Consider the following 25,760-nt stretch of genomic DNA (forward strand, 5'->3'; position numbering starts at 1 on the left):
CAGAAAGCCGTAATAGAGTACTGAACACATGAATTTAGTCGAAAAATAATAACATTGTATCTTGAAAAACTTTCCCTATACGAAAGTTAGCAGAGGATATTAACTCATACAGTTTCAGCGTTTAACTGTTCGAATTTAACTCGGGATTTATTCACGAAATTATATTTTCTGTGGCCTGGGTGCTAAACGATAAACCTTTAATCTTCATGTTCCACTTCAGAGTGTAATAATCCTAAGGAAATTCTGTAAATCAAAAGCCCTGGCTATTTTTAATTTATTGACATTGAAAGGAATTATTTTGCTTTACATGGCAAAAAACGTTTTTATGAATCGAATAATCGATCAATGGCTGGATCTGTAGATTACGGCTGATGTTTGCAAGTTATACTCTTAGCTAGCATGTCATTCCCATTAACCTTCATACTCTGTGGGTGATACTATGTCTTCTGAACGATCCTATAACAGTAGTGAATACTCATCTTCTGGCCCTGTAGAAAATAATAGCCTGACAGTATATGACAAGGAGGGTAAACCTCTGCTTTTCGATCGGATAGTTATGGAACTGACTGCCAATAGTAATACCGGAAATACCGGCGTTACTACGCTGAATGTCATCGCGGATCTACGCAAATTTGAACCCACTTCTGCAGCACAAATTGCCGTGGTGATGGAATATAACGCCGGAACAAAAACAGGTGGTGGCATATTTGTTTATGATGCTGATGATAAAACGACGCCTGAAGATTTTGGCGTAACGATAGTTACCGCTAAAGGTGCCCGCTGGAAGCGTAATGTCGACAATCTCCGCAATCTTACGGTGTTAGCCTTTGGTGCGATAGAAGGCGGCAAGGTTGATACGGCAGAAGCAGTCATGCATATGTGGAAATGGTCGCAGAAATATAATCCTAACATAGGGATACAGTTCCCAGCCGGACGGTTTCTGATTTCTCATTTTGACATTTCTAAAAGTGAGACCGCTCATTTCCGCCTTGCCGGGGATAATGTCACCTTCGGTTATTCGCCCGCGACGACCCTGGTTTCCGACAAAAAAAATGGCGAAGTGATGTTTAGTGTTATGTCACGATATACAGAAATCAACAGTCTGGTGATTGATGGCGAGAGCACTGACAGCGCTAAAAACAACAAAGGGTTTTACATAAACTCCATTCAGGCCGGTCAATTTATCCGTATCAGTAATATTATGTTCCATAATCTGGGCGGAAAAGCGATTAGTATGCTCGATACCCTGGACTGTAAAATTGACCAATGGTACGCCAGCCATTGCTCTGATAGTGTTATCCATGCCACATGGTCGAATAATCCCCAGGGGAAATGGGATCATATTACTGCTATTGAACTCTCTAACTTCAACATCCAGTACAGCACTGGCAAACCTGCCATCGATCTCCAGCGCGCCACTCAGTCGTTAATCTGGAATGGCTGGATTGAACATACGGAGTTTCCTGGTAATCTATCGAATGGTAGCTGGTCTTTTAGAGGTTTTAATATTGAAGATTGCAGTAACCCTATGCAATGTCACTATACTCGTATTATTAATATCCAGTTCAATCTCCAGGGCGAAAATGGTCTGGATTTATCGGAGTCAGGTGACACCTGGGATACAATATCACTTTACGAACATGGCGATGTCCATATAGAAAACCATGGCATAACCATTGACGGTTCACTGGATTATGATTATCTCAGCTCGCAGAATAAAATGGATAATCGGACGGATAAAGAAAAGTGGTTTTATGTAGGAGAGCTCAAGCCCTCTCAGAATACCGTGCAAACCAAATTACGCATCATCGGCAGTGCCTCTTTTAATAGCCAGGGCGAAACGCAGACCGACTATTCAACCCGTACACCCGAGGGCAGTGCGGAAATCTACCTGCAGAAAATTAACGATACCGACTATATCGGTAGCTGGAAGGGCGAAGGCGCCTCGCCACTGACACGGGTATTATTTCAGCCGGGTTCAACGGCACAATCTATTAAAATCTACGTTAAAGTTGCCATGTATACAGGCTACTGCTCCGCATTTGTCGAAACTAACGACTACAATCGCTTTTCACATGGAGTGCGTTTTATCTTTGACAAAGCTTATACCGAGGTGACTGATAATGCAGAGCTGAAAAAGCTGGAAGAATTACCTGATAATTGCTTTCATCAACACTGGTCTGGAAAAAGCGGCGTAGGGATAGGTTTTAATAATGATAATGTCCTGCTGCTTAAGAGCGTTGAAGTCACCGCGGCTGAACTTGGAACCAGCAGTAAGTATCTTAAGGTTTTTGTAGATGGCAAAGCCTATGGTCTGGAACTGAAAGCATTGAAGTAGTTATTTCCTGAGGGTGAGCCATTATCCATAATGATATTCATGAGTTGCACTTCACGCCCCGCAGTTTGGGCGTGAGTCCCCATTGCTCAGGGCACGTTACTCCATTGTGACGTCATGATGAGTCAGTTCTGCTCATCTCCAGCCTGCCTTTCAATTTGCAGATTGTCATTCTTTCAATCTGAACATACGCGACCTGTAAAAACTGCCCTCAACCTTGCCTGTTAATATTGCCTGGTAAGATGTCATTACATTTAAAAAAGCCTTATCCGTCAGCTGTTAACCTCAATAAGCGTAGCGGTATTCATGGCGCGGCTGGTAATCCTCACTAAGCTTGTGAGGTAACCCTCTTAATGCAGGGATAATTTTCCAGCCTGCAGCTATTCGCAATGTCGCCATGGGGCTTTTATGAATGAAAATTACTGCACCATTGTTTTCAATGGTGAGCGGTTAAAAGGGTTAGCTGATCAACCACTGATCGATTTTCTGGATTCTCACGGAAAAAAATTACCTCATGTCTGTTACCATCCGGCGTTGCCGCCGCTGCAAAGCTGTGATGTTTGCTGGGTGGATGCTAATGGTGAGCGGGTTCGTGGCTGCACGCTTCGCTCTGAAGAAGGGCTGGCGGTGCAGAGTGAAGGTAATGCACTTAAGGCCGCGCAGCAGGAGGGCATGGACCGGCTGCTCAACCGTCATGAGCTTTACTGTACCGTCTGCGAGCACAATACCGGTGACTGCACGCTGCATAATGCCGTGGCCGATATGCACATTCCGATTCAGTACTATCCTCATCAGCCAAAGCCTTACGCAAAAGATCACTCTAATCCGTTTTATACCTACGATCCTGACCAGTGCATCTTATGCGGTCGCTGTGTCGAAGCATGCCAGAATGTTGAAGTCAATGAGACACTGTCGATTGACTACACCCAGGACCATCCACGCGTCTTATGGGATGGCGGAACCGAAATCGCCGGCTCCAGTTGTGTCAGCTGTGGACACTGCGTGACGGTTTGTCCCTGCAACGCGTTGCTGGAAAAGACCATGCAGCCCGATGCAGGCCCGTTCACCGCTATGGATCAGGGGCTGAAGCGACCCCTAATCGACTTTGTTAAAACGCTGGAGAACAGTATCGGCATGGGGCCGATTACCGGCGTATCTAATATTGATGTGGCGTTGCGTCAGTCTGAGATTAAACGTACCAAAACAGTCTGCACATATTGCGGCGTGGGCTGCAGCTTTGAGATCTGGACCCGCGATCGCCATATCCTGAAAATTCAGCCGGTCGCTCAGGCACCGGCCAACGGCATTTCTACCTGCGTTAAAGGTAAATTCGGCTGGGATTTCGTAAACAGTCCCACGCGACTCACCACTCCTCTGATCCGGGAAAATGGCCGGTTCCGACCTGCAAGCTGGGATGAGGCGCTGCAGCGGGTTGCCGAAGGGTTGCAAAGCATCGCTCAGAATTATGGTGGTGACGCGATTGGCTTTATCGGCTCCAGCAAGGCGAGTAATGAAGAAGCCTATCTGACGCAGAAAATAGCCCGGTTGATTTTTGGCACCAACAATGTTGATAACTCCTCGCGCTATTGTCAGAACCCGGCCACAGAAGGGCTGTTCCGCACCGTGGGCTACGGCGGCGATGCCGGGACGATTGAAGATCTACAACAGACCGAACTGATTGTGCTGGTTGGCAGTAATCTGGCGGAAAACCATCCGGTGATTGCTTCGCACATCAAACAAAGTCATAAACATCGCGGGCAGAAACTGCTGGTCGTTGATCCGCGCCGCCATGAAATGGCAGAACGCGCCGATTGTTATCTGCGCATCCGGCCCGGCACTGACCTCGTGTGGGCCTCTGCGATGGCGAAATATATGTTCGAGCACGGCTATGCTGATGATGCCTTTCTGGAGCAGCGGGTCAATCACACTGATGAGTACCGCGCCTCCCTCGCTCCTTTCACGCTGGCTTATGCCAGCGAGATCTGTGGTCTGAGCGAGGCAGAGCTGAGAGAATCGGCGGAGCTAATCGGCCAGGCGGGCAGCGCCTGTATATTGTGGGCGATGGGGATTACCCAGCACAGTCACGGCGCAGACACCAGCACCGCGCTATCGAACCTGCTGCTGGTCACCGGCAACTATGGCCGACCCGGCACCGGCGGCTACCCGATGCGCGGACATAACAATGTGCAGGGCGCCAGTGACTTTGGCTGCCTGAGCAATCTCTATCCTGGCTATGAAAAAGTCACGGACGCCGCGGTACGCGATAAATGGGCGCGTGCCTGGGGCGTCTCACCTGATGCACTTTCCGCTCAGCCTGGTGCAGATAACTTCAAAATGGTGCAGCAGGCCGGTGAAGGCAAGATTCGTGCAATGTATATCACCGGAGAAGAGACTGCGTTTGCGGATGCCGATGCCTCTTCGGTGCATGCTGCCTTCAGTAAGCTGGAATTTATGGTGGTACAGGACATTTTCATGTCACGCACTGCCGAATTTGCCGATGTAGTCCTCCCCGGTGCGCCCAGCGTTGAGAAAGAGGGCACATTTGTGAATACCGAGCGGCGAATCCAGCACTTTTCTCCCGCCATGAAACCGCTTGGCGATAGTCGTCCTGACTGGGAGATCTTTTGCGATCTTGCAGCCCGTCTCGGTCATCCATGGCATTACCCGAATCCGGGCGCGATTATGGCGGAAGCTGCGGGAATTGCAGAGATCTTCGCGGGGGTCAGCTATGAGCAGCTTGTCGGCTGGCAGTCGCAACTCTGGCCGGTGAGTGCCGCAGGTGAAAGCACGCCGCGTCTCTACACGGAGCGGTTTAATTTCCCGGATGGCAAAGCGCGACTTTATCCGCTGAACTGGCAGCCGCCCGCCGAACAGGACGATGCTGAATACAATCTGCTACTGAATAATGGCCGGATGCTGGAGCATTTCCAGTCAATGAACCAGACCGGGCAGGGCGGTCGCATGATGTCGTTGTCGCCCAATGCCTTTGTTGAGATTTCCCCGCTACTGGCCGCCTCGCGCGCACTGAGTGAAGGAGAATGGGTGCGCATTACCTCACGGCGTGGATCGCTGGATGTGCCTGTTATCATCACCGATCGCGTAGCGGGCAACGTTCTCTTCATGCCGATTCATCATGGTCAGGATGGCGTCAACGCGTTGACCGGCGAACATCACGATCCTGACGTCAACACGCCTGCTTATAAAGAGATCGCCGTAAACATGAAGCGCATCAATCGCCAGCCGCAGCTTAATCCGCTGCCGGTGCACAACTTCCGTCACGGCAGTCGTATCCCACTGGATCACCTGCCGATAGAGCAAAAATGGCAGCAGGCAGGCTATCGTGAGCCGCCTGAACATGTTGAGAAACCGGAGAAATTCTAATGGCAGAACGGATGAAATATCAGGTCACGCCAGCACGTACTGAGCCCACTGCCCGGGAGGCGATGGATGAGCTGATCGAAAATCTCCACCAGAACGGGTTTCTGCGGCTGGCGAACGATCTGGTTAAGTCTGACAGCGAGGTGGGCAAAATCCTGGTCTCGGGCCTTAATCAGCCGGGTACTCAGAACGCGCTACAGAATCTCTCGCTACTGATGATGACGCTGGGCAGCGTGCCGCCAGAACGGTTTAATCATTTGTTGTTGGCCGTTCGCGATGCCGCGATGGCCGTTAAACCGGCGCGCGATGAGGTCCGTCAGGAAAAAGCCGCGCCGGGCATCCGCGGCATTATCCGGCTACTTAATGATGAGGATCTGTGGCGCGGGCTGCGCCCGATCTTCGCGGCGCTTGAAGTCTTCTCACAACAGATTGACCGTGAAGAGCAGAAGCCGATTACCCGCTTCAGTGGCAAGCCCACACGGGAGTAATTCAGCCTGCGATCGTTCAGGATTGCGTGGGGGTGTAGCTCAGATGACCGGCTACACCGCCCGCGCCGCCATCTTTTGGGTGATTGATGCCATCGGAAACCGGCACATCGGTGAAATCAAACGGCGAAACCCCCTCAAGACAGGCGACATTGACCCCAAACTGATCGGGCTGTGAGCGACTCTGATGAAAGGTGTAAATGCCGCAGACGGAGCAAAAGTAGTGCCCAACCTGTTTGCTATTAAAGCGATACTCGGTAAGCTGCGCTTCACCGCGGATCAGCTCAACATTCGTCGCAAACACCACTACCGCGCCGCGCATCCGGCAAAATGAACAGTTGCAGCGGCGCACCGTATTAAATCCATCCTTCAGCGTCACTCGGTACGCCACCGCGCCACAGTGGCATTGTGCTGTCATTTCATTTTGCATCGTGATCGCCTGTGTAGTGAAACCAACCAGCTTTCAGCCTACGATTCTGTGTGACGGATTTTGCGGTATCCGGGAGATGCTGCCTGCGTTCGCAGAGGCTGTGATGCAGGCAGGTTACGCTACCGTTACCTATGACTACGCGATTTCGGCGACAGCGATGGTGTCACGAAATAATCTTTAAAGCGAACAGCAAGACATTACTCTCCCAGCCTGACCCAGCGGCGGCCTGCCAGCACCGTCAGCGCCACGATGGTGATGCCCGCAGCCAGATGCATAGAAAAATCGATGATATGCAGATGAGTGTCATGGCACAGCGACAGCAGCATTGATGAAGTAAACGCACTGCCACAGCCGCTCAGTGCCAGACTGCGACCGGGATAGAGTGAACGGGTGCGCTGCAGGGCGAATATAGACATCAGCATCATCGGCACGCTGGCCGACAGCATGAACAGATAGCAGTGTATCCCCTCACCAAACCGGTTCGCGCTTGTTGACGGGGTTGAAGATGACATCGTGATCAGATTCAGCGCCAGCCACATCACCGCCAGCAGCAGCGGCCAGCGCAGGCTGACCGGCTTTCTTCCTGCAATACTCAGCGTAAAGGCTGCCGCCATCGTGCTGCCCGCGATGATGAGTGACAGCAACAAGGCAACCAGCGCGAAGAACGCGCCAGGCTGTGACCAGTCAGTGAGCCTGTTGTGAAATGCCCAACTGGTCAGTGTGCCACAAGGCAAGGCAAGCGCGATCCAGCCCGCGACCCGCCAGGCTGTGGGCCAGACGCGCTGCACCGGCTGCGCAGACGCGCTGAGCTGATTAATTAACTGGTCATGATTTCTCATGATGACCCCGTCCATATTTACGAAGGTTGGCCATTGCGCGATGCAACAGGGATTTAACTGCAGAAAGAGACTGATGCGTTTCAACTGCTGTTTGCGCCAGGCTCTGCTCGCGCAGATGCACAGACTCGACGACCTCTCGCTGGCGACGCGGAAGGGTATCCAGATAACCGGAGAGGATATCCGTATCGGCTGTAGCCTCTTTACTTTCAGCAGGCTGACGCTGCAGCGCCTCCTCATCCTGTACTTCCTGGCGACGGGAGTGTTGACGCAGGGCGTCAATGGTTCGGGCAGAGGCGATAGCGGCAACCCAGGGGAGTATCGGACGCTGCGGGTCATAAGTATGCCGCACCCGATGGATCGCCAGCAGCGTTTCCTGAATCACATCCTCAACCCGTTCCTCATCGCGGATTTTTCTGCACACCAGTGCCCGGATGGCCGGAACCATCGCTTTCAGTAACTGGTTATAGGCCGCTTTGTCGCCCGCCTGCGCCCGGGACATTAATGCTGGCCATTGCTGTGCGCGTTGATCAGTCTTTGACATCGATCATCAGCAGTTCAGCATGTTGTCGCGGTGCCCTGACAACGCGTCAGGAGGTTGTTTAATCAATCGTCTCAGGTTTTCTTTCCTTTTTCCGTCGCCTGATCCAGCGCTGAAATCACAATGCCGGGCGTCAGCACCTGCGGCAGTACCACCGGTTTACCGCCGTTGGCCGGGTAAACCACGTAGAGGGGGAGTCCACCGCGTCCGAAATCGCTCAGCGCCTGTTCAACATCGGGATTGTATTTGGTGGAGTCTGCGACCATGTAAATGGTGCTGGTGCGCGCCATTGCCGCTTTTACCGCCTGCGTCGAAAGCGAGGTGCGATCGTTAACCTGGCAGGTAATACACCAGGACGCGGTAAAGTTCACCAGGATGGGCTTACCCTGACCTTTAATCGCATCAACGTTCTGCGGCGACCAGGCCACCGCGGCAGCAGCCTGTGAGGCGGTTTCCGTTTCAGCAGGCGCCTCGGCAAACCTGTTCAGGTTCATTAACGGGACCACGACCAGCGCCAGAAAGAATGCGGTAGCCACATGCAGCACCCTATGACGCTGTCCCATCATTCGGCGTTTTTGCGCCATGCCATACAGCCAGCCGGCGAAACTGAATAGCAAACAGCAGGCCAGAATGGCGGCGAGCGCCGCCGATCCCGCCTGACGTTCCAATACCCATATCAGCCAGCCCACCGCGCCCAACATTGGAAACGCCAGCCCCTGTTTTAACGTGATCATCCAGGCACCCGGTTTTGGCAATATCCGCGCCAGCACCGGGAAGAAAGAGATGAGTGTAAAGGGCGCAGCAAAGCCCAGCGCCAGCGAAATAAAGATCACCAGACTCACCAGCGGAGGCTGGGTAAGTGCATAGCCCACCGCGCTGGCCATAAAGGGCGCGCTGCAGGGCGTGGCGACAATGATGGCCAGCGCGCCGGTCAGTGCTGAACCCACTAAGCCACCGCGATCGCCGCCGACTTCGCCAACACGCTGTACCGACAATCCCACTTCAAACAGACCGAGCAGGTTGAGTGCCGAGCCCAGCATCACCAGAATTAGCGCGGCGATGACCAGTGGTGATTGCAGCTGGAATCCCCAGCCCACCGATGCACCACCTGCTCTGGCCAGTAACAGTACCGCGGTCAGGGCAACCATTGTGACTACAACGCCCAGCAAAAAGGCCAGGCCCTCCGCGCGGGCCATCGAAGATGATTCGTGATGACGGATCAGGCTCAGTGCTTTCAGCGAGATTACCGGAAACACGCAGGGCATGAGGTTCAGAATAATGCCGCCAAGAAAGGCGGCTGCAATCGCAGTCAGCATGTTGTACCTGCTCTGGAGATGACGTTATGCCGGATTGGCCTGACGATATTTTTTAACAGCATCCATCGCTTTCTGAATATGCGTATCAGGATTTTTATCGGTGAAGCTCAGCAGGATTTTGCCATCGGGTGCAATCACATAGGAGGTGCGGTCTGAAAGCTTCTGACCTTTCATCTCCATTGTACTCTTATATTCCGCCGCGACTTTGGCGCCTGGATCGGCTGCTACGGTGAATTTGTCACGACATTCAAGCTGCGAGAATTTCGCAATCTGATCGGTATTGCCAGCAGTAACACCAATCACGGTCGCACCCTGTTTTTTAAATTCATCTGTCGCTTCAGCAAAATCGTGCGCTTCAAGCGTACAGCCAGCACTGAACGCAACCGGGAAGAAGTAGAGCACAACCGGGCCTTTCTGCAAGGCCTGCTGTAAAGAGAAAGTGGTCGACTTACCCGCCAGAGCGGCGTCGAGTTTAAAGTCCGGCGCTTTTTCACCGACCTGTAACGCCGCAAAAGCGGATGTTGCCGGAACAGTCAGTGCCAGCAGCGTAGCGACGGCAAGGGTTTTCAGGGTGTAATTCATGGGCATTCCTCTCTCCATTGACGAACAGACGGCGTTGTCTGACGTCTCTGATTAAGGTTCGTTTAAAACGGGAAAAAGTTGCGCAATTTTTAAATTTTTTTAATATTTTTTTTATGTCAGGTTATCTTGCTGTTATCGTTCATAAAAACTGGTAATAGCTGAATCGAATACAGCTCCTTCCTCATCACACATAAATTCAGTCGTAATTATTCCTTTTTACCTGTTCATTATGTGATTTAACCCACAATAACGCCGCTTAAAAGCGCCGATTTACCGGCAGGTGAGCATCGTCACGTTTCTCATTATCCTCAGCCAGTAAATTTCGCTTATGGTCTGAAAAAACGATTCAGCAATTGAGGAAGTATGATGAAGATTAAACTGGCGTTAACGGTACTGGCAGTGCTGGTTTCGGGTTCTGCAACGGCTAAAACCTGGGTGCTGACGAGTGCTGAACAGGGAACAGAGCAGGGAAACTGGCAGATTTCCAGCAGTGAGCTGAAGTTTCAGGGTAAACCGTTCAGCATCGAGCAGAAAGTCCTGCACGGCGGCAAACAGGAAGGCAGTAAAATTCTGACGATCCACAGTCAGGATGGCCTGACAATCACGCTCAGCCCGACCCGTGGCATGAACTTATTACGCGTTGAAGGCTTTGGTTCCCGTATGGGGTGGGATTCACCGGTGAAAGAGGTGGTCAATCCTGCTTACATCAATCTTGAAAGCCGCAACGGTCTGGGCTGGCTGGACGGCTTCAACGAGATGATGGTGCGCTGCGGCTATGAATGGACCGGTCATCCGGTAACTGATGAAGGCCGAATCTATACGCTGCACGGTAAAGCGGGCAATACGCCAGTCTCTCAGCTTGAAGTCGACGTAGCCGACGCGCCACCGCATGCGATCCGTATTCGTGGCCTGATCAAAGAGAGCACCTTTAAGAAAACGGATTTGCAAACCATGACCGAGTTGCGCTACGTGCCGGGTAGTAACAGTTTCAGCCTGCATGATGTGTTAACTAACCACGCTGACTATCCGCACGATTACCAGATTATCTATCACAGCAACTTCGGCAAACCCATTCTGGAAGAGGGTGCGCGCTTCCTTGCTCCGATGTCCAGCATAAGCCCGTTCAATGACTACGCTAAAGCCGGGTTAAAGGAGTGGCAGACTTACAAAGGTCAGACCAAAGACTTTGATGAGATGGTGTTCAACATTAAGCCACTTTCCGACAGCAATCATCAGACCGTGGCTGCGGTGGTGAATAAAGCCGGAAACAGCGGCGCATCGATTCAGTTCGATACGCGTCAGCTTCCGATGCTGACTTTGTGGAAAAATACGGACACCTTTAAACAGGGCTACGTGACCGGTATTGAGCCAGGTACCAGTTATGCTTATCCGGTCACCATTGAACGCGAGCAAAAGCGCGTGAAGCAGTTGCAACCGGGCGCCAGCACACAATTTGATTTGACTTACACCTTGCTGCACAGCAGCGAACAGGTTAATGACGTTGAGAAACGTATTAAGAGCATCCAGGGTGAGACAAAGATTGATGAAAGTGAAACGCCGATAGCGAAAGAGTAACTGGACGGTAAAAAGTCCCGACACTTTGTGTTGGGACTTTTCTTTTATAGCTATACCGGCAGGCGTAGATTGAAGAGCGTCGCTGACCGTTTTTGATCTCACGTTGGGATTACTGACAGTAACAGAACCGTATAGAAACAGAGGGGCGGCGTGAGAATGGTTAAATGTGAGGAATGAAGGCGCAATGCGCCTTTTAATTTAACATAAGATAGATTATGCGCACTTACGGAGGAGAGGGTATTGGTGTAAACAACATCGTGAATATTTCGCAGCTCATGTCTGGATCTAACGAATCCCCTACTCTGACCTCAATCAAATAATGTCACCAGCATTAAGTAAACATTAATACCGTAGCAATAATCTCCACACTCACTGAATAATATAAGATTTTAATCTGGTTGAATGCCGCTTATTCGCTGGCAGCAAAATGGACCGCATGTTATTAAATTTGGATGTCGTGCGTAAACTCACCTGCATCGGGAAATAAAACATGAAAAAGAGCTTCTCCCTCGCGTTACTGTTTTCGCTGACAGCGTTCGCCCAGGGTGCACTGGCGCAGCAGACACTGCGCTTTGGCGTTGATCCGACGTTCCCGCCGTTTGAATCCAAGGCGGCTGATGGATCATTGCAGGGTTTTGATATCGATCTGGGCAATGCCATCTGTGCTCAGGCGAAGGTAAAATGCCAGTGGGTGCAAATGGGATTTGATAGCAGCATTCCTGCTCTTCAGGCAAAGAAATTTGATGCCATCCTGTCAGCAATGTCGATGACCGATAAGCGCCGTCAGCAGGTAGCTTTTAGCGATATGTTGTATAACACGCCCAGTGCCCTGCTGGCGCCGGCGGCCAGCACACTGACGACCAACGTTGCCTCGCTGCGTGGTAAAACCATTGGTGTGGCACAGGGCACCATCCAGGAAACCTACGCCAAAACCAAATGGGAACCGCAAGGCGTCAAAGTCATCTCTTACCCTAATCAGATGGAAGTCTATCCCGACCTGGTGGCCGGGCGTCTTGACGGCAGCCTGGCTAATGCCGTCTCCGCCGAACAGGGATTTCTCACCAAGCCAGAAGGCAAAGCGTACGCTATCAAAGGAACACTGGTGGATAAAGTGATTTTTGGTGATGGTGTGGGCATCGCGTTACGTAAGGGGGATGAGGCAAACCTGAAGATGATTAACACGGCGCTGGCGGAGATTCATAAAAGCGGTGCCTACGATCAGCTGACCCAAAAATACTTTAAATTCAAGGTTTATCCCTGATCTGCGCCGCGTGAAGAATCGCAGGAGTCTGCATAATATGGCATTGCCCGATTACCGCGTTCAGCGCGCACGCTTTCTGACCGCTGCGCAGAACAAAGGTGCAGTAATCACAACTTATCAACATCCTCTGCCAGGTCCGAAAGGAGAAACGCTTTATACGGATGTGGCACGTTTAGGACCGGTCACCGCCTCACGCCTGATGCTGGTCGTTTCCGGCACACATGGCGTTGAAGGCTATTATGGTTCGGATTGTCAGATAGCCTGGCTCGACACGCTGGATGAACAATCGTTGCCTGCTGACACCGGGTTGTTGCTGGTTCACCTGCTTAATCCCTGGGGAACGGCGCATTTACGACGAGTGAACGAAGACAATATCGACCTTAACCGTCATTTTCTCGACTTCAGTCAGCCGCTCCCCGCCAACCCGGATTATGCTCTGTGGCACGGAATCTATCATGGCGACCGTGCCAGCGCCGATCGGCAACTGGCTGAAGCACTGGACGGTGCTGGCTGGCAGGCGGTTAAACGGGTGGTAGAAGCAGGACAGTATGCCTTTGCTGAAGGCTTTTTTTTCGGAGGCTTCAGGCCCTGCTGGTCACATCTCACGATGTCGGCGATCATTGAACAGCACCTCACTGCCGCGAAAACCATCATCAGTTTTGACCTCCATACCGGTGCAGGGGCATGGGGTCATCCAATGCTGCTCGCTATTGCAGAGCAGCGTTATACTGCGCATGACTGGGGCAAAGCCATTTACGGTGAGTGGCTGACATTACTGTTTACCGGCGCTGGGCGTGACAGTGTAACGGGTGTAACCGCCACGGCGACGGGATATTTGTCGCAATACCTCCTGAACTCGCTCCCTCATACCCTGATTTTGCCTCTGGTGGTCGAATGCGGAACTTACGAGGGGCAGGATATGCATCAGCGGGTGCGTGAAGATCACTGGCTGCATCTCTATGGCGATTCCACCCGCATTGACGGTCAGGCGCTAAAACAGCATTTGGTCGAGGGATTCTGGCCCAGCGATGGTGACTGGCGTGCGTTAGTGGCTTTCCGCACGCAGCAAATTTTTCTGCGCGGCTGGCGGGCCCTTTCAGACACGCCTTTGGCCTGATTTTACAGTCTGCCGTAAAAGGTCATACGCGCGGTTTCTGATAATGCGATGTCGGGCTGAGTATTGTAAGCCAGCACGGCCAGCATCCGGGTGACCTCTCCTTCGGTTGGGGTCACCCGGTGCAGGGAATTACGGCCACGAAATAGCACCAAATCTCCGGCATTAATTTCCAGCGCGTCAACCGGCTGGCGCTCGTCCAGCACAGCGTCGACACCCGCAAAGTTCATCTCACCGGCATCGGCATTCCGCAGATCCTTTACGTACTGAAACACCCCGCCAGCCCGCGGTTTTTGCACCAGTAAGGTGATAGCAAATGAGGAGTTGTCAAAGTGCCAGCCCAGTTCCTGGCCGTGAGAGGCATAGTGCAGGTTGATCGACGAAAGTGGATCGGCGTAGGGATACAGTGCTTCCTCACCCAGCACATCGCACAGGAAACTTTTGAACAGGTCATCATTATAAAGCTGGCGCAGCGGCGATTCAGCAGCAATAACATCATCGGTAATACAGCCTTTCGTGCTGATCACATCCCGATTACGCGGGTGATCAACGCTAAAAGCATCATCAGGTTTCATCAGATAAGCATTATGTTTGCTGAGGGTGTGATAAGCGAGATGACGCTGGGTATTTCCCTCTTCAATGATTGCCTCTAAGGCTCTGCGTTGTAAGAACTGCCTTAGTACCAGCGCGCCAGACTGGTTTAATTGTTCACGACAGCGTTGACGCCAGTCATGATCGGCCAGCGGATGAAGATCGAGACGAATAAGGGAACCAGACATAGCAACAATTCTCATGATGAGCAGGTGTAATGTTACTCTACCTGTCGTCTGCAACGCTGCGTAACGATAAAAACTTACTACCCTGATAAGGAAGAGTTAATGCCTGCCCATGTGTCAAGGTTGCCAAAAATCAGCGTCATACAGTCATTTAAAGTGGCCGCCGAACTGGGCAGCCTGGCAAAAGCGGCCGCCCAGTTAGCCCTGACACCGGCTGCGGTCAGTCAGCAGATTCGTCAGCTGGAAGAGCAACTCGGCAGCACCCTGTTTTTACGCACCCAGAGCGGCGTGATGCTGACTGAAACCGGAAAAGAGTACTTGCGCTATGTCACCGAAGCCTTCGATATTTTGCACCTCGGTCAGCAAAACATCCGCCATGCGGCCAGCGCGCCAAAGCTGACGGTTTATTCATTACCGGCGCTGGCATCAAAATGGCTGTTGCCTCAACTGGCGAGCTGGCGCGACCATTGCCCGAATATCGATCTCTCACTAAACGGTACCCACACCCAGGTCGATTTCACGGCAATGCCTGCCGATTTTGTTATCTGCTTTGGTGAAGATCGTTACCCACAGTTAGATAAGCGGTGGTTATTTCATGATGAAGTACTGCCCGTGGCCAGCCCGGCTTTATTACAACGCTTTACATCAGAAACGATCTTCAGCAAAGCGCCTTTAATCCACCTGGACTGGGGTAATGAAGGGCGCTTTCTGCCTGACTGGCGGAGCTGGTTTCAGGCCAGAGGTATGGATGAACCCCAGCCACGGCCCGGATTTAGCTTTAATCTGACCTCACTGGCCATTGATGCGGCCGTCGCGGGTGCCGGACTGCTGCTAGGGCAACGACGGCTTATCGCGCCGGAACTGGCGCGTGGCGATCTGGTGGTAGTGGATGATCTTTACCTGCCGCTGAGTAAACCCTATTACCTTGCCTGGCCGCAACGTACGCTGAGCCAGCCAGGCAGTGAGGAGCTGATCAACTGGTTAAGTGAACTGGCCGCGAGCTGATGATAGCCAGTGGCTGGAACGCGAGCCGCCTGCGCCCGCCGTGTGAAACCGCCAGCGGGCGCAGCGTAAGGTTATTACTGCCTCGTCAGGTTCGCCTGTTGTCGTAATCCTTACGCATTATCCTCAACAATCACTACCACGCGTTGCCCTGCGCGCACTGCGCTACCTGGCTGCACGCTGACCTGCTGAATAATGCCGTCACACGGCGCCAGAAGTGGAATCTCCATCTTCATCGACTCCAGCACCACCAGGATATCGCCCGCCCGCACCCGGCTGCCGGCCGTCGCCTGCACCTGCCATAAGTTGCCGGAAACCGGGCTTTCGACCCCCTGCTCGCCCGGCTGCAGCGGCGTGTCACCGCGCAGATCCGCCACACGCTCCGGGCTGTCAAAATGGACCTGGTCGCGGGCTATCCAGCGGTCACGTTCAGCATTAAACGCGCCTTGCTGATGATCGCGAAACTTGCCGATACTCTCCGCTTCACGGGCGAGAAAATTCTGATACTCCGCCAGCCGCAGGCTGCTGTGCTCAATGCGCAGCGGATAGCGCCCAAGTGGAAAATCGCGGCGAATCTGTAGCAGTTCACTGGCCGATACCGGATAAAAACGGAGTTGATCGAAAAAGCGCAGCAGCCAGGGTTTGCCCGCAAAATCGGCCACTTCATGATATCGATTCCACATCTGCAGTGTGCGGCCCACAAACTGATAGCCGCCTGGCCCCTCCATGCCATAGACACAGAGATAAGCGCCGCCAATCCCTACCGAGTTTTCTGCCGTCCAGGTGCGGGCCGGGTTATATTTTGTCGTCACCAGACGATGGCGGGGATCCAGCGGCGTAGCGACTGGCGCACCAAGATAGACATCCCCCAGGCCCATCACCAGATAGCTGGCATCAAATACGGTGTCCCGGACGGCCTGTTCATCAGGCAGATCGTTTATCCGGCGGATAAACTCCAGATTACTCGGGCACCAGGGCGCGTCCTGCCGCACGGTGGTCATATATTTTTCGATGGCCGTGTGACAGGCCGGATCGTCCCAGGAGAGCGGCAGATGGACCACGCGTGTCGGGACCTGAAGATCGTCACTGATGCAGACCGTCTCCCACTCAGCGTGCACCCACGTCAGCAAAACGTCAGGTGATAGTGTCTCCGGCTGGAAGTGGATTTGCAGTGTGCGGATCCCCGGCGTGATATCAATAATGCCGTCAGGGGATTGCGCCTCCAGCGCCTGCATCAATGCGTGCATGCGAAAGCGCAGCACCAGATCCAGTTCCGGCTCACCGGCCTCAAGCAGCAGATGCGTATCGCCAGAGAGACGCGCCACCAGACGTTTATCCGCTTCGCCGCAGGTCATCACAATGGGCGAAAGCAGCGGCGCAGGCTGCCAGTGAGTTTCCTGTGTCTGGAGTGTGTTCAGCTCTGTGCGTCGCGCCTCAGCCAGCCGCCTTGCGGTAAGAATATCTACTGCGACAAAACGCACTTTATCACCGGCGCTGAGCTGTCCTGACTGCCAGAGATCAGCTTCTATTATTGTTACCGGGCAGACGAATCCGCCGAGGCTGGGGCCATCCGGACCGAGGATCACTGGCATATCGCCGGTGAAATCGACCGCGCCCACGGCGTAAGGATTATCATGAATGTTGGACGGGTGCAGCCCCGCTTCTCCGCCGCTGTCGCGTGTCCAGATTGGCTTTGGCCCAATCAGGCGCACGCCAGTGCGGCTGGAGTTAAAATGGACTTCCCATTCCGTTGCAAAAAACGTCTCCATATATTCCGGCGTAAAAAACTCAGGTGCGCCGTGGGGGCCATAAATCACTCTCAGCGTGCGTACCGATGCGAGTTCGGTGCGCAGCGCCAAGGGCAATTCAGTGCCGCTACGGCGCGCGGCGCGCGGTGCCAGATGCAACACGTCGCCGCTGCGCAGCGCCCGTCCGCCATGTCCACCAAATTGACCCAGGGTAAAGGTACTTTTACTGCCTAAATAGTCCGGCACCTGAATGCCACCGCTGAGACAGAGATAGCTTCTTACCCCCGCGCCATTTATCGCCCCCAGCTTCAGTGTGGCTCCAGCCGGAAGGGTGAAAACAGTGTCCATCGGTTGCGCGACGCCATTCAGCGAGACCGCCAGCGGTGCGCCGCAGATGACCGCCTGTATCGCGGTATTAAATTTCAGGGTTGGGCCGTTCAGGGTGATTTCCAGCGCGGCATCCCCTTCAGCATTACCCAGCAGACGGTTTCCGAAACGCAGGGCGCGGTCATCCATCGGTCCTGATGGCGGCACACCCACCGCCCAGTATCCCAGACGCCCAGGGTAGTCCTGAATGGTGGTCTGGGTACCGGCACTCAGCACCTCAACGGTTGCCGCCTGATAGCCGAGTTGTTCCAGACAGCGGGTCCAGGGTTCGCCCCCGGTAAAGGGCGCAAAGGCTAAAATCTGCAGCAGATAGCGGCGATTGGTTTCTACGCCATAGAGCCGGGTTTCCGCCAGCGCCTGTGCCAGGCTGATAATGGCTTCATCACGGGTGGGATGCCAGGCGATGATTTTTGCCAGCATCGGGTCGAAGAATGGTGGGACTTCGCATCCCGCTTCCACCCAGCGGTCAATGCGCAGGAGCTTGTCCTCTGCCGCCGGGAAGAAGACTTCGGTTAACAGTCCCGGCGAAGGCTGGAACTGCCGCCCCGGATCTTCGGCATAAATTCTCGCCTGAACGGCATGTCCGCTGGGCTTCAGACTGGCCGCTAGCTGCTCCAGTAACGGTAAATCCCCCGCCGCCAGCTCAATCATCCACTGCACCAGGTCTACGCCCCAAACCTGCTCCGTCACGCCATGTTCAACCTGAAGTCGGGTATTCACTTCGAGAAAATAGAATTGGTGTGCCGTACTGTCATAAACAAACTCCACCGTCCCGGCGCTACGATAGTTCACCGCTTTTCCCAGGGCGATGGCGGCCGCGCACAATGCCGCCTCCATGCCAGCGGGCAGATTCGGCGCTGGCGTCTCTTCAATCACTTTCTGATTACGCCGCTGTACCGAGCAGTCGCGAACACCCAGCGCGATCACCTCGCCCTTTCCGTCACCGAAAATCTGCACTTCAAGATGACGGGCGCGTTCAATATATTTTTCGAGAAATACCCCGGCGTTGCTGAAGTTGTTCTGACCGAGCCGCTGCACCGTTTCAAACGCCTCTGACAGCGTATGCGCATCACAACAAACGCGCATACCAATGCCGCCACCGCCCGCGGTACTTTTAAGCATCACCGGATAGCCGACGATCTCCGCTGCCTGACGGGCTTCATCAATGTCCGCCAGCAGTTCACTGCCTTCCAGCAACGGCAGATCCTGAGCTTTCGCCAGCGCGCGGGCGGTGTGTTTGAGGCCAAAGGTCCGCAGCTGCTGCGGCGTGGGGCCGACAAAAATCAAACCAGCAGCTTCGCACGCTTCGGCAAAAGCGGCGTTTTCCGAAAGAAAACCATAGCCGGGATGTATCGCTTCGGCCCCGCTCTGCAGCGCGGCGGCAATGATTTTTTCCGTCATCAGATAGGTTTGTGCGGCCGCCCCCTCACCCAGGCTTAGCGCCACATCCGCCTCACGGATATGTAAACTGCTCAGGTCAGCTTCGGCGTAAACGGCAACGCCTTTCACCTGCATGGCACGCAGTGTGCGCAGGATACGACAGGCGATCGCGCCGCGATTGGCAATCAGTAAGGTATCAAACATAAGCGCACTCTCAGGGAGGCGGGTCGTCCCGCAAAAATCACTATTCCCTGGGGCCGTCCCCGGGGCTGACCGGCACTTAACAGGCGTGCGCTGGCGGCGTGTTCATAGGGATGGCATGAAAAGCTGATGTCGACACGGTGACACCTGACTCAGTTCCATACCAGTACTTCTGCGGGCGTGGGGTTCCAGCCGTTACAGGGGTTATTCAGCTGCGGACAGTTGGAGATCAGCACCATCACGTGACATTCGGCAAGTAGCTCAACGTATTTGCCAGGCGCGGATACTCCATCCTCAAAGGTCAGACCACCTTCAGGCGTGACCGGAACGTTCATAAAAAAATTGATGTTGGCGCCGATATCGCGCTTATGAAGGCGGCCATCGTGCAGGCAGGCGCAGAGAAAGTTATCCCGACAGCTGTGCATGTAGCGTTTATTCTGGGCGTAGCGCACGGTGTTGCTTTCCTGCGAGCAGGCACCGCCCAGTGTATCGTGGCGACCACAGGTATCGGCGACAATTGTCAGCAGCGGATTGCCGAGACTGGAATAGAGCACGCTGCCGGTGGTCAGATAGACTTTTCCCTGACGACGCAGCGTGCGCTGAGGATCATAACGTTCCCGCGGGTTATCGGCGTTGTAAAACAGGGTATCAATGGCCTGATTACCTTCGAGGTCGAGCAGGCGAAGCGTTTGCCCTTGTTTAACGTCGAACAGCCACGGCTCCCCTGCCGGGATCACATGGCGATAGAAAGCATCTTCAGGACGACGATCAGAGATGATAAAAGTCATCGTAATCTCCTTATAGGGCAAAAAGTTGGGTATTGTGAAACGCGCGCTGATTTTCATCGCGTGTCAGCATGGCATCCGTGACGGCTTCTGTTCTGTCGGCCTGATACCAGCTCAACTGCACCGGACGTGGGAGATATTCAGTGGCAGGATCCTGTGGATGTGGCAGCGCGGTCAGGACCATCAGCACGTCCATTGGCGCGTACAGCTCAACGAAATCGCCGGCGCGGCTGTTATCCGCGCTGAACCGGAAACGGCTTTCTTCATCAACCGTGACCTTGCTGAAAAAGTTGACCACCATCAGCAGGTCTTCCAGGCCCAAATCCCATTTGCCCATTTCAACCAGCAGATTATCCACGCCATTTCGGTAAAAGCCGTTGCGCAGTTCCTGGTAGCGCCCGGCTCCATACTTTTCGAGCGTTTCAGCAGCGTTGAGTACGCCACCAAACGGGTCATGCCAGCCGCAGCTATCCGCAACGATTGCGGCCAGTACGCGCCCCATGTCGGAGTAGAAACAGTGGCCAGTGGTCAGGCGAGCGGTGTGCTGACCTTTCAGGGTGTCGGGCAGATTCAGTCGTTCACTTTTTTCGTGAGGATTGAGCATCATCATGCTGACGTTAGCCCCGCCGTCGATATCGGTCAGACGCAGGATGTGCCCTTTGCGCAAAATCAGCGAGGTATGCGCTCCGCCAGGCAGCGGCTCGTCGTGCAGGCTTGGTGCTGAATGAAAAAGTGCAGTCATTGGGCGATCTCCTTTAAGGGATAAATGTTGTTTTTACTGCTGGTCGCCAGCTGAGAGAGCCGCGTCTCATTGAGCGGGATGTCGTAAGTGATACGTGCGCCCCATGCATTAGGGGCTTGAGGGTCGATGCGCACCTTGTCGAACACCAGCAGCCGGGTGCCAAGATTGAAACCTTCTGCGAGATCGTGAGTGACCATAAAGACTGTCATTCGGGTTTCACTCCACAACTGGAGCAGCAGTGCATGCATATCTTTGCGGATGCCAGGGTCCAGCGCGCCGAATGGCTCATCCAATAGCAGCACGCGTGGTTGCATCACAAACGCCTGGGCAATCGCTAGCCGCTGCTGCATGCCGCCTGAAAGCTGCGCCGGATATTTATTGAGCGAATGGCCAAGTCCGACTTTCTCCAGCATCTGTCTGGCCTGCTCACGGGCATGGCGTTTTCTGGCACCAAACAGCCTGCCAAAAAATGGTGAAGCCGGAAGTTCGAGGCCAATGGCGACGTTATCCAGCGCGTTGAGATGAGGAAAAACGGAATAGCGCTGAAACACTACGCCACGACTGTGATCGGGTTCCGCTGGCAGCAGGTCGCCATCCAGCGTGATAGATCCCCGCGTTGGCTTCTCCTGACCGAGCAGCAGGCGTAAAAATGTCGACTTCCCACAACCGGATGCCCCTACCAGTGAGCAGAACTCTCCCTCTTTAACCTGCAGATTGATGCGTTCCAGCACCACATGGTCGCCATACTCCTGCCAGATATTTTTGATATCGATAAAGCTCATTCCCGGCCTCCCTCCGCCCAGGCGAAACAGGCTTTGTGCAATTGACGCAAAGCGAGATCCATCAGCCACGCCAGCAGCGTTATCCAGATCACATAAGGAATGATGACATCCATCGCCATATAGCGGCGGACCAGGAAAATGCGATAGCCCAATCCGGCGGTAGCGGAAATCGCCTCGGCAGAGATCAGAAAGAGCCATGCAGATCCCAACAGCAGGCGCAGCGAGGTAGTCAGCCGCGATAAGAGCTGCGGGAGTACGACCCGCAGCACCACTGTCCAGCTATTCGCCCCCAGGGTCTGCGCTTTAATCAACAGTTCGGTGGGGATTTCCCGCGCCCGCTGTTCCAGGTCGCGTGCCAGCATCGGCGTAATGCCGATAACAATGAGCATCACTTTTGACACCTCATCCAGCCCGAAGACGATAAACAGCATTGGCAGCAGCGCCAGTGGTGGGATCATCGATACCACGGTCATGAACGGTGACAGCGCTGCGCGGGGCATCGGGAAGACGCCAACGGCAATACCGATGCCAAGGCCGATCAGTGAAGAGATCACCAGGCCGGTCAGCAGACGGCTTAAACTGATCCACGTATCTGCCCACAGCAGAAACTCGCCGCTGCGCTTATCCGGGGTGAATGCCATCCGGTCGAGGGCCGCGATCATCTGCGACAGGCCGGGCAGCAGTTTGTCCTGAGGATTGACCTCCAGACGCACCGCCGAACTAATGAACCAGATGGCAATCAGCAATACAAAAGGCAATAGCATCAGCGTCAGGCGCATTCCCTGCCGGGGATAGCGGTTGATGTGGCGCATGGCATAAACTCCTGAGGTCGGTGATTACAGCTTGCCTGCAGCAGCCAACTTCAGATAGCTGTCGTCAAAGCGCAGTTTGATGTTTGCTTTATCACCAACGGTGATGTTGCCAGGGAAGCTCATACCGATGAAGTCAGCGCTTTGCGCCCCGTCTCCCAGTAAGCCTTTATCAAACGAGAACGTGGCGACGCGCTGCATGGTTTTCGCCAGATCGGGTGAGGAAATAAATACCTGCGTATCGGATGGGGTCCAGAACAGGTGGGTAGTTTTCAGCTGCGCCTTGTAACCGGCGAGGTCAGTACCGGAATCGGCAGCCATCGCACTCAGCACCTGCGTCTCTCCGGCCTGCATTTTCGCCATCATCTCAAACCAGGCTCCAGTCAGCGCTTTGCCCAGCGCGGGGTTATCTTTCAGGACTTCTGTATTGACGACCATCATGTCGATCAGCTCGCCTGGCACGGCCGAAGAGCTGAACACCTCTGTGGTTTGTGGGGTCTTCTTGATCACTGAAAGTTGCGGATTCCAGGCAACCGCCGCCTGCACGCTGCTGGTACCAAAGGCGGAGACGATATCGGCATCGGAAGTGTTCACGACTTTAACGTCTTTCTCCTGCAGTCCGGCTTTTTCCAGCCCACGGACCAGCAGATAATGCGAAACCGACAGTGCGGGAAGATAGACTGACAGCCCCTTCAGGTCGCTGAGTTTTTTATTCACCCCTTTCAGCACCACGCCGTCGTTACCCTCGGAATAACTGCCGGTAATCAGTGCCGTGGAATCAACGCCCCCCGCCGCAGGAATGGTCAGCGCATCCATGTTGGTCATGGTGCAGCCGTCAAACTGACCCGCGGTGTACTGGTTGATCGACTCGATATAGTCATTCAGCTGGGTGATATGAATTTTGATGCCGTATTTGCTGGCCCATTTATCGATGATTTTCTCGTTGCTGATAGTGCCCCACGGCATCCAGCCCGCGTAAATGGTCCAGCAGAGGTTAAACTCTTTTTTGACCGCGGCGAAAGACGGAATGCTGACCATCAGCGTCAGCGACAGAATTAGCGTCAGGAGTGGTGATTTCTTCATGGTTGACCTCTGGTTGGCACAACAAACGGGCGCAGCGCAAGACACCAGATGGTGCCGCTGTCTCCCGGGCTTTTGTCCCGCCGTGTAACCTCGCAGAGGTCGCCAGCTCTTGGACCAGACATTCACCTGCGTGAACCGGAACCCTAGCCAGCTATTTGCTATTAATTGCGTCGTACGCTGCTTACTGCTGAGGCTTGTGCAATTGGCGTACCAGAAATTAAATCATTTTAAATCAGTGTAATAGACTATTGAAAATCCAGAAGGCACCGGGATGGTGAGTCAGCAATGGGCGTTGCACATAATCAGTGCCGGGCTGTGACATGACTGTTCGCTCAGACAGCCTCTTTCGTACTCACTTCAACGCCTGAACAATGACCCGAGCCGTGACGCAGATGACTTATCGCTATACAATTCGCTACATAACGAATTTCGAGGATAGTTTATGAAGCGCTTCTGGCAGGCATGCACACTCGGTTTACTGATATTCCTTCCGCTCTCTTCCCAGGCATCGCGCCAGATAACCGATCAGATTGGCCGTCAGGTCACGATTCCTGACCACGTAGATCGTATTGTGGTGTTGCAGCATCAGACGCTCAACCTGCTGGTGCAGATGAACGCCACCGATAAAATCGTCGGTGTGATGGCGAACTGGAAGCAGCAGCTGGGGGATGGTTATGCCCGCCTGGCTCCTGAGCTGAACCGCATAACCACGCTGGGGGACCTGACGCATGTCGACCCGGAAAAACTGGTGGCACTGCATCCACAGGTGGTGTTTGTGACCAACTATGCGCCGCATGAGATGATCGACAGCATTACCGCACTTGGCATTCCGGTGGTGGCGATCTCACTGCGTCATGACAATGCGGATGATAAGGCAAAAATGAATCCGACCCTCGACGACGAGGAAATGGCCTACAACAAAGGGTTACGTGAGGGGATTACGCTTATCGGCGAAATCGTCAATAAACCCGCTGAGGCGAAAGCGCTGATTGAGGCAACCGATCAGGGTCGCAAAATAGTTAGCGACCGCCTGAAGGATATTCCAGCCGAGAAACGTATTCGTGCCTATATGGCAAACCCGGAACTGACCACCTACGGCTCAGGGAAATATACCGGCCTGATGATGCTGCATGCGGGGGCGGTTAACGTCGCTGCGGCTACCGTGAAGGGATACAAAACCGTGTCGATGGAGCAGGTTATCGCCTGGGATCCGCAGGTGATTTTTGTGCAGGATCGCTACCCCTCTGTTGTGAATGAAATCAACCATTCACCGCAATGGCAGGCGATCGACGCAGTAAAAAATCATCGTGTCTATCTGATGCCGGACTACGCCAAAGCCTGGGGCTATCCGATGCCGGAAGCCATGGGAATTGGCGAATTGTGGATGGCGAAAAGACTCTATCCGCAGAAGTTTCAGGATGTAGATATGAAGAAGCTGGCTAATCGCTGGTATCAGCGCTTCTATCGCACTTCGTATCAGGAAACAAAATGATCCGTGTACTGGCGGCGGGTAGCCTGAAACCAGTCTGGCCCGCGCTGATGGCATACTTCCCTGCGTCAGTCGAAACCCGGTTTGGTCCCGCTGGTCTCCTCCGCGAACGGATTGAAGCCGGTGAGCCCTGCGATCTCTTTGCTTCAGCCAGTGAGGACCATCCGCAGAAACTGCTGGATGACCGGAGAGCGCTGGCCATCATGCCGTTTGCGACCAACAGGCTCTGTATTACGGTTCGCAGCGATCGGCTGCAGTTGGGAGACGACTGGTACCAGCTGCTCACCCGCGACGCGCTACGGATCGCAACCTCCACGCCAGCAGCTGATCCCTCTGGTGATTACGCACAGGCGCTTTTTTCTCTGATGGGAGAAGCCGGTGAAGCGGTACGCCAGCGCGCACGACCACTGGTTGGCGGGCGTAACTCTGCAGCGATTCCCCCAGACAGGCTGGCGGCAGAATGGATTCTCCTGGAAGATCACGCCGATCTGTTTATCGGCTATGCCAGTTACAGTGCGGCCCTGAGCCAGATTGCCGGGCTGACAGTTGTTGAGATCCCTGCGGCTTTTAATCCTGTTGCGCGCTATGCCTGCGCGCTCATCACGCCAGCCGCACAGCGGCTGGCGGATTTTTTAGCATCGGCGCAGGCAAAAGCGGTACTGCGGCAAGCAGGGTTTTGCCGTGAGTAAAAGGTGCGTCCCGCCAGCATGTCGTTTCAGTGCG

The 25,760-nt window shown here is 53.9% G+C and carries 21 protein-coding genes, 1 pseudogene and 1 riboswitch; of the genes and pseudogenes, 10 read left to right on the forward strand and 12 right to left on the reverse strand.

The window, feature by feature from the left end:
- Positions 1–439 precede the first annotated feature (439 nt).
- The 3 genes from WFO64_RS08455 (at position 440) to WFO64_RS08465 (ending at position 6,201) form a co-directional block, all read left to right on the forward strand.
- The gene (locus WFO64_RS08455) at positions 440–2,338 is read left to right on the forward strand and encodes a hypothetical protein (RefSeq protein ID WP_337010692.1); all 1,899 of its coding nucleotides are present in this window, start codon (positions 440–442) and stop codon (positions 2,336–2,338) included.
- A gap of 405 nt (positions 2,339–2,743) precedes the next feature.
- A complete protein-coding gene (fdhF, locus tag WFO64_RS08460; RefSeq protein ID WP_337010694.1) occupies positions 2,744–5,716 on the forward strand; it encodes a formate dehydrogenase subunit alpha in 2,973 nt (990 codons plus the stop codon).
- Positions 5,716–6,201, forward strand: coding sequence for a DUF1641 domain-containing protein (locus WFO64_RS08465; RefSeq protein WP_337010696.1), 486 nt, complete (start codon positions 5,716–5,718; stop codon positions 6,199–6,201). Before fdhF ends, WFO64_RS08465 begins: the two co-directional genes overlap by 1 nt.
- A 16-nt stretch (positions 6,202–6,217) precedes the next feature.
- On the opposite strand, the gene WFO64_RS08470 is transcribed toward WFO64_RS08465, so the two are convergent.
- Entirely contained in the window at positions 6,218–6,628 is a 411-nt protein-coding gene (locus WFO64_RS08470; protein WP_337010698.1) for a GFA family protein, read from the reverse strand.
- Positions 6,629–6,671: 43 nt separating this feature from the next.
- On the opposite strand from WFO64_RS08470, the pseudogene WFO64_RS08475 reads away from it, so the two are divergent.
- Positions 6,672–6,790 (forward strand): annotated as a pseudogene (locus tag WFO64_RS08475) (UilS family quorum-quenching N-acyl-homoserine lactonase); the annotation flags it as partial.
- A 35-nt stretch (positions 6,791–6,825) separates the two neighbouring features.
- Here the strand turns inward: WFO64_RS08475 and WFO64_RS08480 are convergent.
- From WFO64_RS08480 to WFO64_RS08495, 4 genes are all read right to left on the reverse strand, one after another.
- Entirely contained in the window at positions 6,826–7,467 is a 642-nt protein-coding gene (locus WFO64_RS08480) for a DUF1109 domain-containing protein (protein ID WP_337010700.1), read from the reverse strand.
- Positions 7,454–8,008 (reverse strand): sigma-70 family RNA polymerase sigma factor, encoded by a 555-nt coding sequence (locus WFO64_RS08485; protein WP_337010702.1) that lies wholly within the window; start codon positions 8,006–8,008, stop codon positions 7,454–7,456. The genes WFO64_RS08480 and WFO64_RS08485 overlap by 14 nt, the downstream gene beginning before the upstream one ends.
- A 71-nt stretch (positions 8,009–8,079) precedes the next feature.
- Entirely contained in the window at positions 8,080–9,321 is a 1,242-nt protein-coding gene (locus tag WFO64_RS08490; RefSeq protein WP_337010704.1) for a protein-disulfide reductase DsbD family protein, read from the reverse strand.
- A gap of 24 nt (positions 9,322–9,345) precedes the next feature.
- A complete protein-coding gene (locus WFO64_RS08495; protein WP_337010706.1) occupies positions 9,346–9,903 on the reverse strand; it encodes a peroxiredoxin in 558 nt (185 codons plus the stop codon).
- Between the two features lie 366 nt (positions 9,904–10,269).
- On the opposite strand from WFO64_RS08495, the gene WFO64_RS08500 reads away from it, so the two are divergent.
- The 3 genes from WFO64_RS08500 (at position 10,270) to WFO64_RS08510 (ending at position 13,856) form a co-directional block, all read left to right on the forward strand.
- Complete coding sequence (locus WFO64_RS08500) at positions 10,270–11,478, forward strand: aldose 1-epimerase family protein (RefSeq protein ID WP_337011034.1); 1,209 nt, start codon at positions 10,270–10,272, stop codon at positions 11,476–11,478.
- Between the two features lie 490 nt (positions 11,479–11,968).
- A complete protein-coding gene (locus WFO64_RS08505) occupies positions 11,969–12,739 on the forward strand; it encodes a transporter substrate-binding domain-containing protein (RefSeq protein WP_337010708.1) in 771 nt (256 codons plus the stop codon).
- Positions 12,740–12,776: 37 nt separating this feature from the next.
- A complete protein-coding gene (locus WFO64_RS08510) occupies positions 12,777–13,856 on the forward strand; it encodes a DUF2817 domain-containing protein (RefSeq protein WP_337010710.1) in 1,080 nt (359 codons plus the stop codon).
- 2 nt (positions 13,857–13,858) lie between these two features.
- Here the strand turns inward: WFO64_RS08510 and WFO64_RS08515 are convergent, their stop codons facing one another.
- A complete protein-coding gene (locus tag WFO64_RS08515; RefSeq protein WP_337010712.1) occupies positions 13,859–14,632 on the reverse strand; it encodes a 2OG-Fe(II) oxygenase family protein in 774 nt (257 codons plus the stop codon).
- Positions 14,633–14,731: 99 nt separating this feature from the next.
- On the opposite strand from WFO64_RS08515, the gene WFO64_RS08520 reads away from it, so the two are divergent.
- Positions 14,732–15,634 carry a LysR substrate-binding domain-containing protein gene (locus tag WFO64_RS08520; protein WP_337010714.1) on the forward strand — a complete coding sequence of 301 codons (903 nt, stop codon included), beginning with the start codon at positions 14,732–14,734 and terminating at the stop codon, positions 15,632–15,634.
- Positions 15,635–15,744: 110 nt separating this feature from the next.
- Here the strand turns inward: WFO64_RS08520 and uca are convergent, their stop codons facing one another.
- The 6 genes from uca to WFO64_RS08550 all read right to left on the reverse strand — a co-directional run bounded on the left by uca (position 15,745) and on the right by WFO64_RS08550 (position 23,548).
- On the reverse strand, positions 15,745–19,350 hold the full coding sequence (gene uca / locus WFO64_RS08525) for an urea carboxylase (RefSeq protein WP_337010716.1): 3,606 nt from the start codon (positions 19,348–19,350) through the stop codon (positions 15,745–15,747).
- A gap of 149 nt (positions 19,351–19,499) precedes the next feature.
- On the reverse strand, positions 19,500–20,135 hold the full coding sequence (locus WFO64_RS08530; RefSeq protein WP_337010718.1) for an urea amidolyase associated protein UAAP2: 636 nt from the start codon (positions 20,133–20,135) through the stop codon (positions 19,500–19,502).
- Between the two features lie 10 nt (positions 20,136–20,145).
- Positions 20,146–20,874 (reverse strand): urea amidolyase associated protein UAAP1, encoded by a 729-nt coding sequence (locus tag WFO64_RS08535; RefSeq protein WP_337010720.1) that lies wholly within the window; start codon positions 20,872–20,874, stop codon positions 20,146–20,148.
- Positions 20,871–21,656, reverse strand: coding sequence for an ABC transporter ATP-binding protein (locus tag WFO64_RS08540; protein ID WP_337010722.1), 786 nt, complete (start codon positions 21,654–21,656; stop codon positions 20,871–20,873). The genes WFO64_RS08535 and WFO64_RS08540 overlap by 4 nt, the downstream gene beginning before the upstream one ends.
- A complete protein-coding gene (locus WFO64_RS08545; RefSeq protein WP_337010724.1) occupies positions 21,653–22,468 on the reverse strand; it encodes an ABC transporter permease in 816 nt (271 codons plus the stop codon). The genes WFO64_RS08540 and WFO64_RS08545 overlap by 4 nt, the downstream gene beginning before the upstream one ends.
- A 24-nt stretch (positions 22,469–22,492) precedes the next feature.
- Positions 22,493–23,548 carry a putative urea ABC transporter substrate-binding protein gene (locus WFO64_RS08550; protein WP_337010726.1) on the reverse strand — a complete coding sequence of 352 codons (1,056 nt, stop codon included), beginning with the start codon at positions 23,546–23,548 and terminating at the stop codon, positions 22,493–22,495.
- Positions 23,549–23,607: 59 nt separating this feature from the next.
- A riboswitch (guanidine-I (ykkC/yxkD leader) is annotated at positions 23,608–23,706 on the reverse strand.
- 284 nt (positions 23,707–23,990) lie between these two features.
- On the opposite strand from WFO64_RS08550, the gene WFO64_RS08555 reads away from it, so the two are divergent.
- Complete coding sequence (locus tag WFO64_RS08555) at positions 23,991–25,040, forward strand: ABC transporter substrate-binding protein (RefSeq protein ID WP_337010727.1); 1,050 nt, start codon at positions 23,991–23,993, stop codon at positions 25,038–25,040.
- Positions 25,040–25,726 carry a molybdate ABC transporter substrate-binding protein gene (locus tag WFO64_RS08560; protein WP_337011036.1) on the forward strand — a complete coding sequence of 229 codons (687 nt, stop codon included), beginning with the start codon at positions 25,040–25,042 and terminating at the stop codon, positions 25,724–25,726. The genes WFO64_RS08555 and WFO64_RS08560 overlap by 1 nt, the downstream gene beginning before the upstream one ends.
- The last annotated feature ends 34 nt before the right edge of the window (positions 25,727–25,760 follow it).

This window comes from Pantoea sp. AS142 (genome assembly GCF_037152305.1).
In the GTDB taxonomy this organism is placed as follows: domain Bacteria; phylum Pseudomonadota; class Gammaproteobacteria; order Enterobacterales; family Enterobacteriaceae; genus Pantoea.

Coding starts and splice junctions, on each gene's coding strand:
- WFO64_RS08455 (WP_337010692.1), top strand. CDS start 440: ATGTCTTCTGAACGATCCTATAACAGTAGTGAATACTCATCTTCTGGC.
- fdhF (WP_337010694.1), top strand. CDS start 2,744: ATGAATGAAAATTACTGCACCATTGTTTTCAATGGTGAGCGGTTAAAA.
- WFO64_RS08465 (WP_337010696.1), top strand. CDS start 5,716: ATGGCAGAACGGATGAAATATCAGGTCACGCCAGCACGTACTGAGCCC.
- WFO64_RS08470 (WP_337010698.1), bottom strand. CDS start 6,628: ATGCAAAATGAAATGACAGCACAATGCCACTGTGGCGCGGTGGCGTAC.
- WFO64_RS08480 (WP_337010700.1), bottom strand. CDS start 7,467: ATGAGAAATCATGACCAGTTAATTAATCAGCTCAGCGCGTCTGCGCAG.
- WFO64_RS08485 (WP_337010702.1), bottom strand. CDS start 8,008: ATGTCAAAGACTGATCAACGCGCACAGCAATGGCCAGCATTAATGTCC.
- WFO64_RS08490 (WP_337010704.1), bottom strand. CDS start 9,321: ATGCTGACTGCGATTGCAGCCGCCTTTCTTGGCGGCATTATTCTGAAC.
- WFO64_RS08495 (WP_337010706.1), bottom strand. CDS start 9,903: ATGAATTACACCCTGAAAACCCTTGCCGTCGCTACGCTGCTGGCACTG.
- WFO64_RS08500 (WP_337011034.1), top strand. CDS start 10,270: ATGAAGATTAAACTGGCGTTAACGGTACTGGCAGTGCTGGTTTCGGGT.
- WFO64_RS08505 (WP_337010708.1), top strand. CDS start 11,969: ATGAAAAAGAGCTTCTCCCTCGCGTTACTGTTTTCGCTGACAGCGTTC.
- WFO64_RS08510 (WP_337010710.1), top strand. CDS start 12,777: ATGGCATTGCCCGATTACCGCGTTCAGCGCGCACGCTTTCTGACCGCT.
- WFO64_RS08515 (WP_337010712.1), bottom strand. CDS start 14,632: ATGTCTGGTTCCCTTATTCGTCTCGATCTTCATCCGCTGGCCGATCAT.
- WFO64_RS08520 (WP_337010714.1), top strand. CDS start 14,732: ATGCCTGCCCATGTGTCAAGGTTGCCAAAAATCAGCGTCATACAGTCA.
- uca (WP_337010716.1), bottom strand. CDS start 19,350: ATGTTTGATACCTTACTGATTGCCAATCGCGGCGCGATCGCCTGTCGT.
- WFO64_RS08530 (WP_337010718.1), bottom strand. CDS start 20,135: ATGACTTTTATCATCTCTGATCGTCGTCCTGAAGATGCTTTCTATCGC.
- WFO64_RS08535 (WP_337010720.1), bottom strand. CDS start 20,874: ATGACTGCACTTTTTCATTCAGCACCAAGCCTGCACGACGAGCCGCTG.
- WFO64_RS08540 (WP_337010722.1), bottom strand. CDS start 21,656: ATGAGCTTTATCGATATCAAAAATATCTGGCAGGAGTATGGCGACCAT.
- WFO64_RS08545 (WP_337010724.1), bottom strand. CDS start 22,468: ATGCGCCACATCAACCGCTATCCCCGGCAGGGAATGCGCCTGACGCTG.
- WFO64_RS08550 (WP_337010726.1), bottom strand. CDS start 23,548: ATGAAGAAATCACCACTCCTGACGCTAATTCTGTCGCTGACGCTGATG.
- WFO64_RS08555 (WP_337010727.1), top strand. CDS start 23,991: ATGAAGCGCTTCTGGCAGGCATGCACACTCGGTTTACTGATATTCCTT.